14 protein-coding genes and 1 tRNA gene are annotated in these 13,870 nt (G+C 66.5%); 4 read left to right on the plus strand and 11 right to left on the minus strand.

Annotated features, from left to right (window positions below; genetic code table 11):
- Window positions 1-161: 161 nt before the first annotated feature.
- The 5 genes from R3F42_15270 to murJ all read right to left on the minus strand — a co-directional run bounded on the left by R3F42_15270 (window position 162) and on the right by murJ (window position 6,611).
- Window positions 162-617 carry a peptidylprolyl isomerase gene (locus tag R3F42_15270; protein ID MEZ5543377.1) on the minus strand — a complete coding sequence of 152 codons (456 nt, stop codon included), beginning with the start codon at window positions 615-617 and terminating at the stop codon, window positions 162-164.
- Window positions 614-1,111 carry a signal peptidase II gene (lspA, locus tag R3F42_15275; GenBank protein ID MEZ5543378.1) on the minus strand — a complete coding sequence of 166 codons (498 nt, stop codon included), beginning with the start codon at window positions 1,109-1,111 and terminating at the stop codon, window positions 614-616. The genes R3F42_15270 and lspA overlap by 4 nt, the downstream gene beginning before the upstream one ends.
- Window positions 1,104-3,950, minus strand: a complete 2,847-nt coding sequence (ileS, locus tag R3F42_15280) for an isoleucine--tRNA ligase (GenBank protein MEZ5543379.1) — start codon at window positions 3,948-3,950, stop codon at window positions 1,104-1,106. The genes lspA and ileS overlap by 8 nt, the downstream gene beginning before the upstream one ends.
- 158 nt (window positions 3,951-4,108) lie before the next feature.
- Window positions 4,109-5,035 carry a bifunctional riboflavin kinase/FAD synthetase gene (gene ribF, locus R3F42_15285; GenBank protein ID MEZ5543380.1) on the minus strand — a complete coding sequence of 309 codons (927 nt, stop codon included), beginning with the start codon at window positions 5,033-5,035 and terminating at the stop codon, window positions 4,109-4,111.
- 16 nt (window positions 5,036-5,051) lie between these two features.
- Complete coding sequence (gene murJ, locus R3F42_15290) at window positions 5,052-6,611, minus strand: murein biosynthesis integral membrane protein MurJ (GenBank protein ID MEZ5543381.1); 1,560 nt, start codon at window positions 6,609-6,611, stop codon at window positions 5,052-5,054.
- Window positions 6,612-6,825: 214 nt separating this feature from the next.
- Between murJ and rpsT the strand changes: the two genes are divergently transcribed.
- Window positions 6,826-7,086 (plus strand): 30S ribosomal protein S20, encoded by a 261-nt coding sequence (rpsT, locus tag R3F42_15295; protein MEZ5543382.1) that lies wholly within the window; start codon window positions 6,826-6,828, stop codon window positions 7,084-7,086.
- A 56-nt stretch (window positions 7,087-7,142) separates the two neighbouring features.
- Here the strand turns inward: rpsT and proB are convergent, their stop codons facing one another.
- From proB to rplU, 4 genes are all read right to left on the minus strand, one after another.
- Entirely contained in the window at window positions 7,143-8,270 is a 1,128-nt protein-coding gene (gene proB, locus R3F42_15300) for a glutamate 5-kinase (protein MEZ5543383.1), read from the minus strand.
- 94 nt (window positions 8,271-8,364) lie between these two features.
- Window positions 8,365-9,393 (minus strand): GTPase ObgE, encoded by a 1,029-nt coding sequence (obgE, locus tag R3F42_15305; GenBank protein ID MEZ5543384.1) that lies wholly within the window; start codon window positions 9,391-9,393, stop codon window positions 8,365-8,367.
- Between the two features lie 134 nt (window positions 9,394-9,527).
- On the minus strand, window positions 9,528-9,785 hold the full coding sequence (rpmA, locus tag R3F42_15310) for a 50S ribosomal protein L27 (protein ID MEZ5543385.1): 258 nt from the start codon (window positions 9,783-9,785) through the stop codon (window positions 9,528-9,530).
- A gap of 22 nt (window positions 9,786-9,807) precedes the next feature.
- On the minus strand, window positions 9,808-10,119 hold the full coding sequence (gene rplU, locus R3F42_15315; GenBank protein ID MEZ5543386.1) for a 50S ribosomal protein L21: 312 nt from the start codon (window positions 10,117-10,119) through the stop codon (window positions 9,808-9,810).
- Between the two features lie 174 nt (window positions 10,120-10,293).
- On the opposite strand from rplU, the gene ispB reads away from it, so the two are divergent.
- The 3 genes from ispB (at window position 10,294) to R3F42_15330 (ending at window position 12,190) form a co-directional block, all read left to right on the plus strand.
- Window positions 10,294-11,295, plus strand: a complete 1,002-nt coding sequence (gene ispB / locus R3F42_15320) for an octaprenyl diphosphate synthase (GenBank protein MEZ5543387.1) — start codon at window positions 10,294-10,296, stop codon at window positions 11,293-11,295.
- 8 nt (window positions 11,296-11,303) lie between these two features.
- Window positions 11,304-11,380: transfer RNA gene (locus R3F42_15325), tRNA-Pro, on the plus strand.
- Between the two features lie 30 nt (window positions 11,381-11,410).
- The gene (locus R3F42_15330) at window positions 11,411-12,190 is read left to right on the plus strand and encodes a VacJ family lipoprotein (GenBank protein ID MEZ5543388.1); all 780 of its coding nucleotides are present in this window, start codon (window positions 11,411-11,413) and stop codon (window positions 12,188-12,190) included.
- On the opposite strand, the gene mazG is transcribed toward R3F42_15330, so the two are convergent.
- Window positions 12,180-12,995 carry a nucleoside triphosphate pyrophosphohydrolase gene (gene mazG / locus R3F42_15335; GenBank protein ID MEZ5543389.1) on the minus strand — a complete coding sequence of 272 codons (816 nt, stop codon included), beginning with the start codon at window positions 12,993-12,995 and terminating at the stop codon, window positions 12,180-12,182. The genes R3F42_15330 and mazG overlap by 11 nt on opposite strands.
- A 73-nt stretch (window positions 12,996-13,068) precedes the next feature.
- Window positions 13,069-13,644 carry a DUF882 domain-containing protein gene (locus R3F42_15340; GenBank protein MEZ5543390.1) on the minus strand — a complete coding sequence of 192 codons (576 nt, stop codon included), beginning with the start codon at window positions 13,642-13,644 and terminating at the stop codon, window positions 13,069-13,071.
- Window positions 13,645-13,870 lie beyond the last annotated feature (226 nt).

Here is a 13,870-nt window from a genome sequence, read left to right on the forward strand (position 1 = left end):
GCAAGCGGCATGGACGCCGGTCCGGGAGATGATCCAACACGACCGGACTCCATGAACGGCACGGCGCCGCTTCGCTTGAATCGGCACGTCGGGAGCTGCCGCGGAACGGCGGCAGCAGCGGCCATTGGGGAACAGCGGGTGAGCGGGAGGCAGCGGGCGCGCTAGGGTGTCTCAGCCCCCGCCGGCGGGCGCACCGCGATGATCTTCGCGTCGAAGATGATCGTGTGTCCCGCCAGGGGGTGGTTGAAATCGACCGAGACCGTATCCCCGGCCAGCGCCAGCACGGCGCCACCGACCTCCGTGCCGTCCGGGGTTTCGAAACCGACAATGACACCGGGCGCGAGCTGCAGCTCTGGGGGAAAGGACGACCGCGGCAGCGGGTGAACATTGGCCGGATCGCGGCGGCCGAAGCTCTGGTCCGGTGTGAGTTCGATGCGCTGCGTGTCCCCGGGGTACAGCCCGTACAGTGCGAGTTCCAGGCCGGCGACCAGCGTGCCGTCACCCATGGTGAAGGTCAGCGGCTCACCGGCGAAGGTGGACTCCGCGCAGGTGCCGTCTTCGAGCGTCAGCGCCAGGTGCAGGGTGACCGTGCTGCCGGGGCTGATGTTGTACCTCATGCCGCGCCTGGATTGTGGCCGCGACCGAACAGCGCATCCAGCACCAGCAGCCCGGCGCCCACCGTAATCGCCGAATCGGCGACGTTGAATGTCGGGAAATGCCAGCTGCGGTAGTAGACGTCGATGAAATCGATGACATGGCCATAGAGCACGCGATCGATCAGGTTGCCGATGGCACCGCCCAGGATCAGCGCCAGCGCGAGCGCGGTGCGCCACTCGGCTGCCGGCAGGCGGCGCAGCCAGCGGAGCAGGACGGCGCTCACCGCCAGCGCCAGTCCACTGAAGAACCAGCGCTGCCAGCCGGAGGCGTCATCGAGAAAGCTGAACGCCGCACCAAGGTTGTAGGCCTTGGTCAGCGCCAGCGAAGGAATCAGCTCGATCGGATCGTGCAGCGCCATGGTGCTGTCGGCCAGCCACTTGGTGCCCTGGTCGAGCAGCAGCACCAGCACGCTGACCCAGAGCCACTTCACGGCCGCACCGCCGCGCTCAGGCATAGCGGCGCTGCTCGCCGTTACCGTCGACGTTCTCGATGCAGCGGCCGCACAGCTCCGGGTGGGTGGCGCTGGCACCGACGTCCTCGCGGTGGTGCCAGCAGCGCACGCACTTGGCGTGCTGCGAGGGCGCGGCCTGGATCCGGAAATTCAGGCCTGACACCTGCGCCGCGACGGCGGACGCAGGCGCCGCCTCCAGTGCGTGCACGCGTGCATAGGAGGTGATGAGCACGAAACGCAGCTCGTCGCCAATGGCGCCGAGCAGCGCGCGCGTCGGCTCGTCGGCGTAGAGGTCTACCTCGGCATCCAGCGAGGAACCGATGTGGCCGTCCACGCGCAGCTTTTCCAGCTCCTTGCTGATGGCATCGCGCGCCGCGATGATGCGCTCCCAGAAATCCGCGCCCATCCGTTGCAGGATCTCGCCCTCGGGATAGAACGCCGGCGGCAGCTCGTACCAGGTAGCCAGGAATACGGACTCCGCGCGCTGGCCCGGCAGGTGCCGCCAGATTTCCTCGGCGGTGAAACTCAGGATCGGCGCCAGCCAGCGCACCAGTGCCTCGACCACATGATACAGCGCGGTCTGGGCCGAGCGCCGCGGGATACTGTCGCTCGGCGTGGTGTACTGCCGGTCCTTGATGATATCGATGAAGAAGCTGCTCATGTCGACCGCGCAGAAATTGTGCACCAGCTGGTAGATGCGGTGGAACTCGTAGCTTTCGTAGGCCTGGCGCACCTGCTCCTGCAACCGGCGCGTGCGCTCTATCGCCCAGCGGTCGAGACACAGCACCTGTTCGGGGTCGAGCAGGTGCTGGGCGGGCTCGAAACCGGTCAGGTTGGCCAGCAGGTAGCGCGCGGTATTGCGCATGCGGCGATAGGCATCCGCGGTACGCTTGAGGATCTCGTCCGACACACTCATCTCGCCGCGATAGTCGGTCGCCGCGACCCACAGGCGCAGGATATCGGCGCCGAGCGAATTCATGATCTTCTGCGGCACGACCACGTTGCCGCGCGACTTGGACATCTTCTGGCCCTTGGCGTCAACCGTGAACCCGTGCGTCAGTACCGTCCGGTACGGGGCCCTGCCCCGCATCGCGACCGCGGTCAGCAGCGAGGACTGGAACCAGCCGCGGTGCTGGTCGGAACCCTCCAGGTAGAGGTCGGCGGGCTCAGCGAGCTCCGCGCGCCGCTCCAGTACCGCATGATGCGTGACGCCGGAATCGAACCACACGTCGAGCGTATCGCCGACCTTGTCGTAATCGCCCGCTGCCGCGCCGAGCAGGTCGCCCGGCTGCAGCGCGAACCAGGCGTCGATGCCGCTCTGCTCCACGCGCTGCGCGACGCGTTCGATCAGCTCCGCCGTGTCCGGGTGCAGCGCGCCGCTCTGCCGGTGCACGAACAGGGGGATCGGCACACCCCAGGTACGCTGGCGCGAGATGCACCAGTCCGGCCGGCCCGCGACCATGCCCTCGATGCGCGCCTTGCCCCAGTCCGGCAGCCAGCGGACGCCGTCGATGGCCGCCAGCGCCGTCGTGCGCAGTCCGCCCTGTTCCATGCTGATGAACCACTGCGGCGTGGCGCGGAAGATGATCGGTGTCTTGTGGCGCCAGCAGTGCGGGTAACTGTGGCGCAGCCGCGCCTCGTGCAGCAGCGCGCCGCGGGCCTTGAGCACCTCGATGACATGGGCGTTGGCCGCAAACACGTGCTCGCCCGCGAACAGTTCGGTATCCGGCAGGAAGCAGCCGTTGCCGCCGACCGGGTTGTAGACCTCGAGCCCGTAACGGCTGCCGACCACGTAGTCGTCCTGGCCGTGCCCGGGCGCCGTATGCACCGCGCCGGTACCGGCATCGGTGGTGACGTGATCGCCGAGGATGACGGGCACCTCGCGGGCGTAGAACGGATGCGCCAGCAGCATACCCTCGAGGTCACTGCCCCTGCAGTAGGCCACCACGCGGTAATGCTCGCAGCCGTAGCGCAGCATGGTGTCGCGGAGCAGGGCCTCGGCGATGACCAGCCGCTCCTCCCCCCGACCGCAATCGCACTGCACCACCGCGTAGTCGAGACCGGGATTGAGCGCGACGGCCAGGTTGGCCGGCAGCGTCCAGGGCGTGGTGGTCCAGATCACCACCGCCAGCGGCCCGCTGCCGGCATGGCCCTCCACGTGGTGGCAGGCCGCGATCAGCCCGGCTTCGTTGAGCACGCGGAAGCGCACGTCGATGGCGATCGAGTCCTTGTTCTCGTATTCCACCTCGGCCTCGGCCAGCGCCGACTGGCAGTCGGTGCACCAGTGCACCGGCTTGAAGCCCTTGTGCAGATGGCCATTGGCGATGATCCGCCCCAGCGCGCGGATGATGTCCGCCTCGAAGCGGTAGTCCATGGTCAGGTAGGGATTGCGCCAGTCGCCGAACACGCCGAGACGGATGAAATCCCGGCGCTGGCCGTCCACCTGCCTGCCGGCATACTCGCGGCAGGCCGCCCGGAAATCCGCCGCAGCGACCTTTACACCCGCCTTGCCGACCTGCTTCTCCACGTTCAGCTCGATGGGCAACCCATGGCAGTCCCAGCCCGGCACGTAGGGGGCATCGTATCCCTCCAGCGTCCGGCTCTTGACGATGATGTCCTTGAGCACCTTGTTGACGGCATGGCCGATGTGAATGTCGCCGTTGGCGTAGGGCGGACCGTCGTGCAGGGTGAAGCGCGGCCGGCCGGCGGCGGCGGCGCGCAGCTTGCCGTAGAGATCCATGTCCTCCCAGCGCTGCAACTGCTCGGGCTCTCGGCTCGGGAGGTTGCCTTTCATCGGGAAGGCCGTGCTGGGAAGATTGAGCGTGTTCTTGTAATCAGACATTGACGACACCGCAGAGGCGCACACCAGGCGCCGGGTTGTTATTCAGCTCGCTTGTTTCCGGGAAACCGGGCCGTGATTCTAGCAAAACTCCCGCCCCGGGGCGGGTACTACCGGGCAGACCGGCAACGGGCGGCCGGCGCCGGCCCGCGCCAGGCCACTCAGGCCCGGAAGAATGCCCGCGCCTCCTCCGCGTCGCGCAGGATCTGCTCGCGCAGCGCCGCGAAAGAGTCAAAACGCCGCTCCTCGCGCAGCTTTTTCAGGAAACTGACCTGGACGTAGCTGCCATAGATGTCAGCACTGAAATCGAACAGGTGGACTTCCAGCAGGGACCGGGTGCCGTCGACGGTCGGCCGGTTGCCGATATTGGCCACGCCCTGGACCGCAGCCGGGGCGATGCCCGCAACCTCGACGGCGAATACCCCGGCAAGCGGCGAGCTGGCGCGGTGCAGATAGACATTGGCGGTCGGAAAGCCGATGGTGCGGCCGCGCTTGTCGCCGTGCGCGACACGCCCGCTCATGCTGTAGGACCGGCCCAGCAGCAGCGCCGCCGTCAGCATGTCGCCATGGGCGAGCGCCTCGCGCACGCGCGTGCTGCTGACCCGCTCCCCGCCGACCCGGAAGGAATGCATGCGCGCCACCTCGAAGCCGTATTCCGCGCCCGCGGCCTCGAGGGTCGCATAGGTGCCGGCACGGTGCTCGCCGAAACGGAAATCATCGCCGACCACCAGGTACTTCACGCCCAGGCCGTCGACCAGGATCGCGCGGATGAAGGCCGCGGGTGACAGGGCCGCCAGGTGCCGGTCGAAGCGCAGGCACAGGACACGTTCGATGCCGTAGTCGCGCAGGGCCTGCAGTTTCTCACGCAGCCGGGTCAGGCGCGGCGGCGTCTCGTGCGGCGTGAAGTACTCGCGCGGCAGCGGCTCGAAAGTGATCAGGGCAGCCGGCAACTGCAGGCGCGCGGCCTGTGCGCGCACCTGCGCGAGGACCGCCTGATGCCCGCGATGCACCCCGTCGAAATTGCCGATGGTGGCGACACAGCCGCGCGCTCCGGGGGGCAGATTGTAAAGGCCGCGGATGAACTCCATCACCAGGTCTCCGGGGTCAGTGCGACCACAGGATCGACAGACGCACACCCGTTACGCGCAGGGTCGTCAGGTAAACCACCGCGCCGGCGCAGACCCAGAACAGCAGGTGTCCGGCACGCACGGCGGCAGGCCACTGCAGCCACACCCCGGTCGCGGGCACGCCCCAGAACAGCAGCGCTGCCATGGCCGTCCCGGCCAGCGCGAGCTGCAGCCACAGTCGCGGCCAGCCGGTCTGCGGCGTGAACACGTCCTGTCGCCCGAGGGTCCGGTACAGCAGGGCCGCATTGAGCCAGGCCGCGAGCGCGGTCGCCAGCGCCAGGCCGGCATGCGGACCGGGCACCCCGAGCATGACCATGGGCAGCACCAGGCCGATGTTGAACAGCATGTTCGCGAACATGGCGATCACGGCGATGCGTACCGGCGTGCGCACGTCCTTGCGCGAGTAGTAGGCCGGCGCGAGCACCTTGATCAGCATGAAGCCCGGCAGACCGAAACCGAAGGCCATCAGGCTCAGGCCCGACATCGTCACGTCACCGGCACCGAAATCACCGTAGGCGAACAGCGTGGCGAGCATCGGTCGAGCCAGCAGGATCAGGCCGATGGTTGCGGGTACGCCGATCAGCAACACGACGCGCAGCCCCCAGTCCAGGGTGCGGGAAAATTCCTCGCGCGACCCGCCGGCATGGCTGCGCGAGAGGCTGGGCAGGATCACGGTGGACAGCGCGATCGCGAACACGCCCAGCGGAAACTCGACCAGCCGGTCCGAGTAATACAGCCAGCTGACGCTGCCGGCCGCCAGGAACGACGCGATGAGCGTATCCAGCAACAGGTTGATCTGCGCGACCGAGGAACCGAAGATGCCGGGCAGCATCAGTTTCATGATGCGGCGGACGCCGTCATCGCGCAGCCCCCAGCGCGGCCGGGGCACGATGCCCAGGCGCTGCAGCGACGGCAGCAGAAACAGCACCTGTACCACGCCGGCGACGAAGACCCCCCCGGCCAGCGCGAATACGGGCTGTTCGAGCCGCGGCGCGACCAGCACGGCCGCCGCAATGAGCACCACGTTGAGCCAGACCGGCACGAACGAGGCCGCCGCGAAGCGCCCGTAGGTATTGAGGATGCCCGCGATGAACGCCACCAGCGACACGCACAGCAGATACGGGAAGGTGATGCCGAGCAGCTCCGCAGCCAGCCTGAACTGAGCGGGGTCGCGGTGCAGGAATCCGGGCGCGAAGATCATCACCAGCACCGGGCTCGCCAGCACGCCGAGCACGGTCAGCGCCGACAGGATCCCGAGCAGGGTTCCGGCGACGCGGTTGACCAGTGCATGGACGGTGGCGGGCGGCTGCTGTTCGCGATACTCGGACAGGACCGGCACGAAGGCCTGCGAGAAGGCGCCTTCCGCAAACAGACGACGCAGAAAATTGGGTATCTTGAAGGCCACGAAGAAGGCATCCATCGCGGCGTCGGCGCCGAACAGGCGCGCCATCACCATGTCGCGCAACAGGCCGAGCACGCGCGACACCAGCGTCATGCCGCCGACAATTGCAGTGCTTTTCAGTAGCTTGCGACTCACCCATCCAACCCCGCTGCGTCACGCGGAAACAGCCGTGCAGTATACTTGAGAAACAAAGACTTACCACCCCGCTTTTCGGGCAGAACGGGGCGCCGGAGACAACCGGGCGCAGTCACGGCCGCTGTCCCGGCGGCGCCAGCGCCGGATTGACAAACCCACGCCGAATCCGCATAGTACGCGGCTTTCGTCAGACCCGATTAGCAGGAGCAGTCCCTTGGCAAACTCAGCACAAGCCATCAAGCGCGCCCGCCAGGCGGAGCGGAACCGCCAGCTCAACGCGAGCCAGCGTTCGCGCATGCGCACCTCGATCAAAAAGGTGATCGCCGCCATCCGCGCCGGCGACCAGGATGCCGCCAGGCAGGCCTTTGTCGCCGCCGTGCCGGTCATCGACAGCGCCGCGGGCAAGGGCCTGATCCACGCCAACAAGGCCGCCCGGCACAAGAGCCGCCTGAACCAGCAGATCCGCGCCCTCTGAGCGCCCCCTGCCCCAGCGGCATGAAAAAAGCCGGTCAGTGACCGGCTTTTTTGTGTTCAGCGAATCAGCACCAGATTGTCGCGGTGAATCAGCTCCGGCTCGTCCACGTAGCCGAGCAGTTCCTCGATCCGGTTGCTGGGCTTGCCGATGATCTGGCGCGCCTCGGCGGCGCTGTAGTTGACCAGTCCGCGGGCGATCTCGCGGCCATCGTGGCCGATGCAGGCCACCAGGTCGCCACGCTCGAACAGGCCCTCGACGCCGGCCACGCCGACCGGTAACAGGCTGCGGCCGGCACCGCACAGCACCTGGGTGGCGCCGGCATCCAGCAGCAGGCGTCCGCGCACCTGCAGCTGCCCCGCCAGCCAGCGCTTGCGCGCCGCCAGGGGCGCGCTGGAGGGATACAGACGGGTTCCCACCGCCTCCCCCGCGGCGATGCGCTGCAGGATATCCGGCGCCCGCCCCGGCGCAACCACGGTCATGGCGCCGGAGCGCGCGGCGCGCCGTGCCGCGTGCAGCTTGGTCTGCATGCCACCGCGCCCCAGCACGCCACCGCTGGCGGAGGCCATCGCCTCGAGCGCCGCGTCGTCCGCAGCGGCCTCCGTGATCAGGCGCGCCTGCGGCTGCTGGCGCGGGTCCGCCTCGTACATGCCGCCCTGATCGGTCAGCAGCACGAGCAGGTCCGCCTCGATCAGATTCGTCACCAGCGCCGCCAGCGTATCGTTGTCGCCGAGGCGGATCTCCTCGGTCGTCACGGTGTCGTTCTCGTTGACCACCGGGATCACGCCGAGACCCAGCAGCGTGCGCAGGGTGCTGCGCGCATTCAGGTAGCGCTGCCGGTTGGCGAGATCCTCGTGTGTCAGCAGGACCTGGGCCGTGTGCAGGCCAAAGCGCTGGAAGCGCGACTCGTAGGTCTGTACCAGTCCCATCTGGCCCACGGCCGCCGCGGCCTGCAATTCGTGCAGGGCATGCGGCCGGCGCTTCCAGCCCAGCCGGGTCATGCCCTCGGCGACGGCGCCGGAGGAAACCAGCAGTACCTCACGGCCGCTCCGGCGCAGCCCGGCGATCTGCTCGACCCAGGCGCCGATGGCCTCGACCGCCAGACCCTGGCCGTCGTTGGTCAACAGCGCACTGCCGATCTTGACGACCCAGCGCCGGCATGCAGCAGGATTGCGTTGCTCAGACATGTGATGTCAGCGACCTGTTCTCGTTGTGCTTCGGCATGGGATAGTGTGCTGTTTCCGCGCCGCGTACAAGCCTGCCCCGCAGCCTGCGTGAGGTTCAGTCCGGCGCCACCGTATCCGCCGGCGGATGCTGATCCAGATACTCGAGCACCGCGTACATCAGCTCGCCGGTACCGTCGCGGTTGACGGCCGAAATCGCGTAGACCGGTCCGTGCCAGTCCAGCGCCTCCACCACGGCACGACAGCGCGCAGCGCGTTCCGCGGGCGGCAACAGGTCGACCTTGTTCAGCACCAGCCAGCGCTCGCGTGCGGCGAGCTTGCTGCTGAAGGCATGCATCTCGTCCAGGATCGTCCGCACGTCCTCGACCGGGTGACCGAGCGGCCCCATGTCGACGAGGTGCAGCAGCAGGCGTGTGCGCGACAGGTGACGGAGAAACTGGATGCCGAGGCCGGCCCCCTGGGCCGCGCCCTTGATCAGCCCGGGCACGTCGGCCATGACGAAGCTGCGGTGGGACGGGAACTCGACCACCCCGAGGTTCGGATACAGCGTCGTGAACGGGTAGTCCGCGATCTTCGGCCGCGCCGAGGAGACGACCGTGATCAGCGTGGACTTGCCGGCATTGGGCATGCCGAGCAGCCCCACGTCCGCCAGCAGCTTGAGCTCCAGCCGCAGCAGGCGCCGCTCGCCCGGCGTGCCGGGCTTCGACTGGCGCGGCGCACGGTTGGTCGAGCTCTTGAAACGGGTGTTGCCGAGGCCGTGGAATCCGCCGCGCGCCACGACCAGACGCTGCCCTGCCCGCACCAGGTCGCCGAGCAGTTCACCGGTCTCGGCCTCGTGCACAATGGTACCGACCGGTACCTTGACCACGAGATCTTCACCCGACCCGCCGCGGCAGTTGTTACCGCGCCCGTTCTCGCCGCGTGCGGCGATGAACTTGCGCTGATGGCGGAAATCGATCAGGGTGTTGACGCTGCCGTCGGCCTCCAGCAGCACACTGCCACCGTCGCCACCGTCGCCACCGTCCGGTCCGCCCATGGGAATGTATTTCTCGCGCCGGAAGCTGATGCAGCCGTTGCCGCCGTCGCCGGCACGCACCTCGATCTCCGCTTCATCGATGAACTTCATGACTGCATCTGGTTCCGTCTTGCCCGCACCGGCCGCCGCGGGTGGCCGCGACAGCCCTGCTGATATTGCCGCGCTCCCGCAGAATCAAAAAGCCCCGCTCGGGGCGGGGCTCGGGTAGCGCGTGCCGGCCGTGCTCAGCCGGCGTCGATCTCCACAAACGTCCGCTGCTGCGGACCGCGCTGGACGAAGCGCACGGTCCCGGCGCTGGTGGCGAACAGCGTGTGGTCGCGTCCCATACTGACATTCCTGCCCGGATGGAAACGGGTGCCGCGCTGACGCACAAGGATGCTGCCCGCCAGCACGCTCTGACCGCCGAAACGCTTCACGCCCAGTCGCTTGGATTCCGAATCGCGGCCGTTACGGGTACTGCCGCCTGCCTTTTTATGTGCCATTGCCGGTGTCCTCTCGCGGAAATCAGCCGGTGATGCCGGTGATTTCGACCTCTGTGTAATTCTGACGGTGCCCCATACGCTTCATGTGATGCTTGCGGCGACGGAACTTGATGATCTCCACCTTCTTGCCGCGCCCATGGGACTTGATGGTGGCGGTAACCTTGCCGCCGGAGACGTAGGGCGTACCGATCTTCACGTCCGCACCCTCGCCGATCATCAGCACCTGGTCGAACTCGACGGCGTCGCCCGTATTGCCCGCCAGCGTCTCGATGCGCAGGGTTTCGCCCTGGGCAACCCGGTACTGTTTACCGCCCGTCTTGATTACCGCATACATTTCAGCAACTCCGGAACAAGTACTGCATTGAAAAAGGCCGCTCATTCTAATGATTGCGCCGGGAGAGGTCAATCAACTAGCATCTGGTACTGCCCGGGGAAGAACGCTAGACTTTCCCTTCTGTTCCAGCGTCGGCCAAAGCGCCGGCAAGCCCGCACCGGAAGGCGGGGAATAATGCTAAAACTAGTTAAAAAACAATCAACTGCATGCGATATCGCCGCACTCAGGGAAGTCGTCGCCGACGATCTCGAGCGGGTCAACAGCCTCATCCGCGACCGCCTGCACAGCGACGTCGCCCTGATCAACCAGCTCTCGCACTATATCGTCAACAGCGGCGGCAAGCGGCTGCGCCCGCTGCTGGTACTGCTGTCGGCGAATGCCTGCGGTTACCGCGGCGACCAGCACATCAACCTCGCCGCCGTCATCGAGTTCATCCACACCGCCACGCTCCTGCATGACGATGTCGTGGACGCCTCCCAGCTGCGGCGCGGCAACGTGACCGCAAATGCCCTGTGGGGCAACGAGGCCAGCGTTCTGGTAGGCGATTTCCTGTATTCACGCGCCTTCGAAATGATGGTTGACGCCAACGACATGCGGATCATGGAAATCATGTCGCACACGACCAACACCATCGCCGAGGGCGAGGTCCTGCAACTGCTGAACTGCCACGATGCAGACACCACCGAGCAACGCTACATGGACGTCATCAGCCGCAAGACCGCGCGCCTGTTCGAGGCCGCCGCGCGCATAGGGGCGGTACTCGGACACCAGCATCCGGAGACGGAGACGGCGCTGGCCAGCTACGGCCTGCACCTGGGTACCGCCTTCCAGCTCATCGACGATGTACTCGATTACAGCGCCTCCCCCGAGGATACCGGCAAGAACGTGGGCGATGACCTGGCCGAGGGCAAGCCCACCCTGCCGCTCATCCACGCCATACACCAGGGCACGCCCAGCCAGGCCAAGCTGATCCGGCGCGCCATCGAAAACGGGGGGCACGACAACATGCAGGCGGTGTGTGCGATTATTGAATCGACCGGGGCCATCCCCTACACTGCGCAGGCGGCGCAACGGGAAGCCGACCTCGCCCTGGAGGCGCTGGCCGCCCTGCCGGGCTCGGTCTACAAGGACGCCCTGCACAGCCTTGCAGAATTCTCGGTCAACCGCGGGTACTAGGTAACAATCGGGCAGTAGCGCAGTCTGGTAGCGCACTTCGTTCGGGACGAAGGGGTCGGAGGTTCAAATCCTCTCTGCCCGACCATTCACCGGAAAAACATTCGAGGTCATCCTCATGGCACGGATCATCGCCCTTCTGCTGGCACTGATGCTTCCGCTCGCCGGTCTGTGCGACACCCCGCCACCGGAGGATGACGCTGCACCCCACTCGGCGGACGCGACACCGGCCACCGCGGAGCCAGCCGACAACGCCTCCGACCTGTTCGAAGACATCGATATCGCGGAGGTCTACGATCCGCTGGAGCCCATCAACCGCGGCATCTTCTGGTTCAACGACAAGATGTATTTCTACGTGCTGAAACCGGTCGCACGCGCATTGCGCTACACGCCGGAGCCGTTGCGGATCTCGCTGAAAAACTTCTTTCTCAATCTCGAAGCGCCGGTGCGCATGGTCAACGCGGCCCTGCAGGGCAAATTTGCCGTGGCCGGTAACGAGCTGACCCGATTCGCGACCAACACCACGCTCGGCATCGGCGGCCTGTACGATCCGGCGCGGGAACATTTCGGCATCAGACTGCAGGATGAGGATACCGGGCAGACGCTGGGCCGCTACGGTGTCGGACCCGGCCCCTACCTGGTACTGCCCTTGCTCGGACCGTCCAATCTGCGTGACGGCATCGGCACGATCGGCGACAGCTGGCTCGACCTGGCCTGGCACATCTGGGGCGCCGGCAAGAACAACTACGATTACGTAGGCTCACGCGCCGTCGAAACGCTCAATACACTGTCGCTGGACAAGGATACCTACGAAGGCATCAAGCGCGACTCGCTTGATCCATACCTGTTCATGCGCGACGCCTACGGACAGTACCGCCGCGACCAGATCAGGAACTAGTTTCCCCGCGCTCGGCCTGCTTGGCCTGGCGCCAGAAAGTCTCCAACACATCGATATCCGTGTCGGCGATATCCAGACCGGCCGTGCGGCAGGCGGCCTCCACCAGCCGGAATCGTCGCTCGAATTTGCGATTGCCTGCCCGCAGTGCCGTCTCGGGATCGAGCCCAGCGTGGCGCAACAGGTTGACGACCGCGAACAGGAGGTCGCCGGCCTCCTCCAGCTGCGCCTGGCTGTCGGCGCGGCGGGCGATCTCGGCGCGCAACTCAGCGAGTTCCTCGACGACCTTGTCCAGCACACCGCCGATATCGGGCCAGTCGAAGCCAGCGCGTGCTGCCTTCTGCTGCAGCTTGCACGCGCGGGTCAGCGCCGGCAGCGATTGCGGGACGCCGTCCAGCAGGCTTTCCTGCGCCCCGCGTTCCGCGCGCTTGTGCGCCTCCCATGCCAGCGTCTGCGCGGCGGCATCTGCCACGACCGTGTCCGCGAACACATGCGGGTGGCGGCGCAGCATCTTGGCGCTGATTGCCTCGGCAACATCCGCGAAATCGAACCAGCCTGCCTCGCTGGCGAGCCTGGCATGAAATACTACCTGGAACAGCAGGTCGCCGAGTTCATCACGCAGGGCACCGGCATCACCGGATTCGATCGCCTCGACGACTTCATAGGCTTCCTCGAGCGTGTACGGCGCAATGGTGCGGAAATCCTGCTGCAGATCCCAGGGACAACCGCCATCCGGAGAGCGCAGGCGGTCCATGATGCCCAGCAATACGTCGATATGTTTTCTGGCGTCGGACTCTTCTGTAGGCATGGCTTCCCCGCAGGTAGCGCGCGCATGCGGCTGCGCCGCGGACGCAGCCGGTTCAACCGGCGCCGTGGGCGGCCTACCAGCTGCGCTGCGGGCCGACGTCGACGTGGATGAAATCGGAACCGGGATAGTAACCGACCCCACCCGCCTGCAGCGCCAGTGCGGCCGTATGCAGCCGCTTCAGGTCACAGCCAGGCAGACGGATATCGATTGCCTTGCCCTGCATGTGAAAGCTGCGCTTGGCGACACCGGAACTCGCACTGCGCAGTGCGGCATTGGTCGCCGGCGAGCGATAACCGGAAATCACCTGGAAGGGCTTGTGGCTGCCGACCGTCGCGCGCAATACGTAGAGCAGGTCGAGCAGGTCGGTGTCTATGGTATGGATCTCACCGGAACGGTGATCGCGCAGGTGGGTGTTGATGTCCTGCAACTCGCTGTCCACGTACCCGCCTTCGGCCCAGTAGGTGGCGGCGAGATTTTCGCCGGTGTGGGTATTGTGAAAACTGAGGCGCCGCTCGGGTAGCGCACGGGTCCCGGCATGGGCGGCCGGGCCCAGCAACACGGCGCCACCGAGTGCGCCCAGACGCAGAAAGTCCCTGCGCCGCATGCCCGCCGCCGACACTCGGCGACCCCGATCTTTTGACTCATCCATACCACTGACTCCTGCAGCAAATCAATGATAACTAGCTGTTTTCAAAAGATATTATTATGTCGCCAGAAATATTAGCGGCTGATTATACTCGACTTTTCCAGCCATCGGTAGCCCGCGGGACTGCCCGCGGTGGCTGCGCGCGAGCCGCGGCGCCCGCAACCGCATCAGGCTGACACGCACGGAACCAGAGAACCGTGACCGGCGTCACGATCCCGCAGCCGCCGGC

Source organism: Pseudomonadota bacterium, assembly GCA_041395565.1.
GTDB lineage: Bacteria > Pseudomonadota > Gammaproteobacteria > UBA9214 > UBA9214 > UBA9214.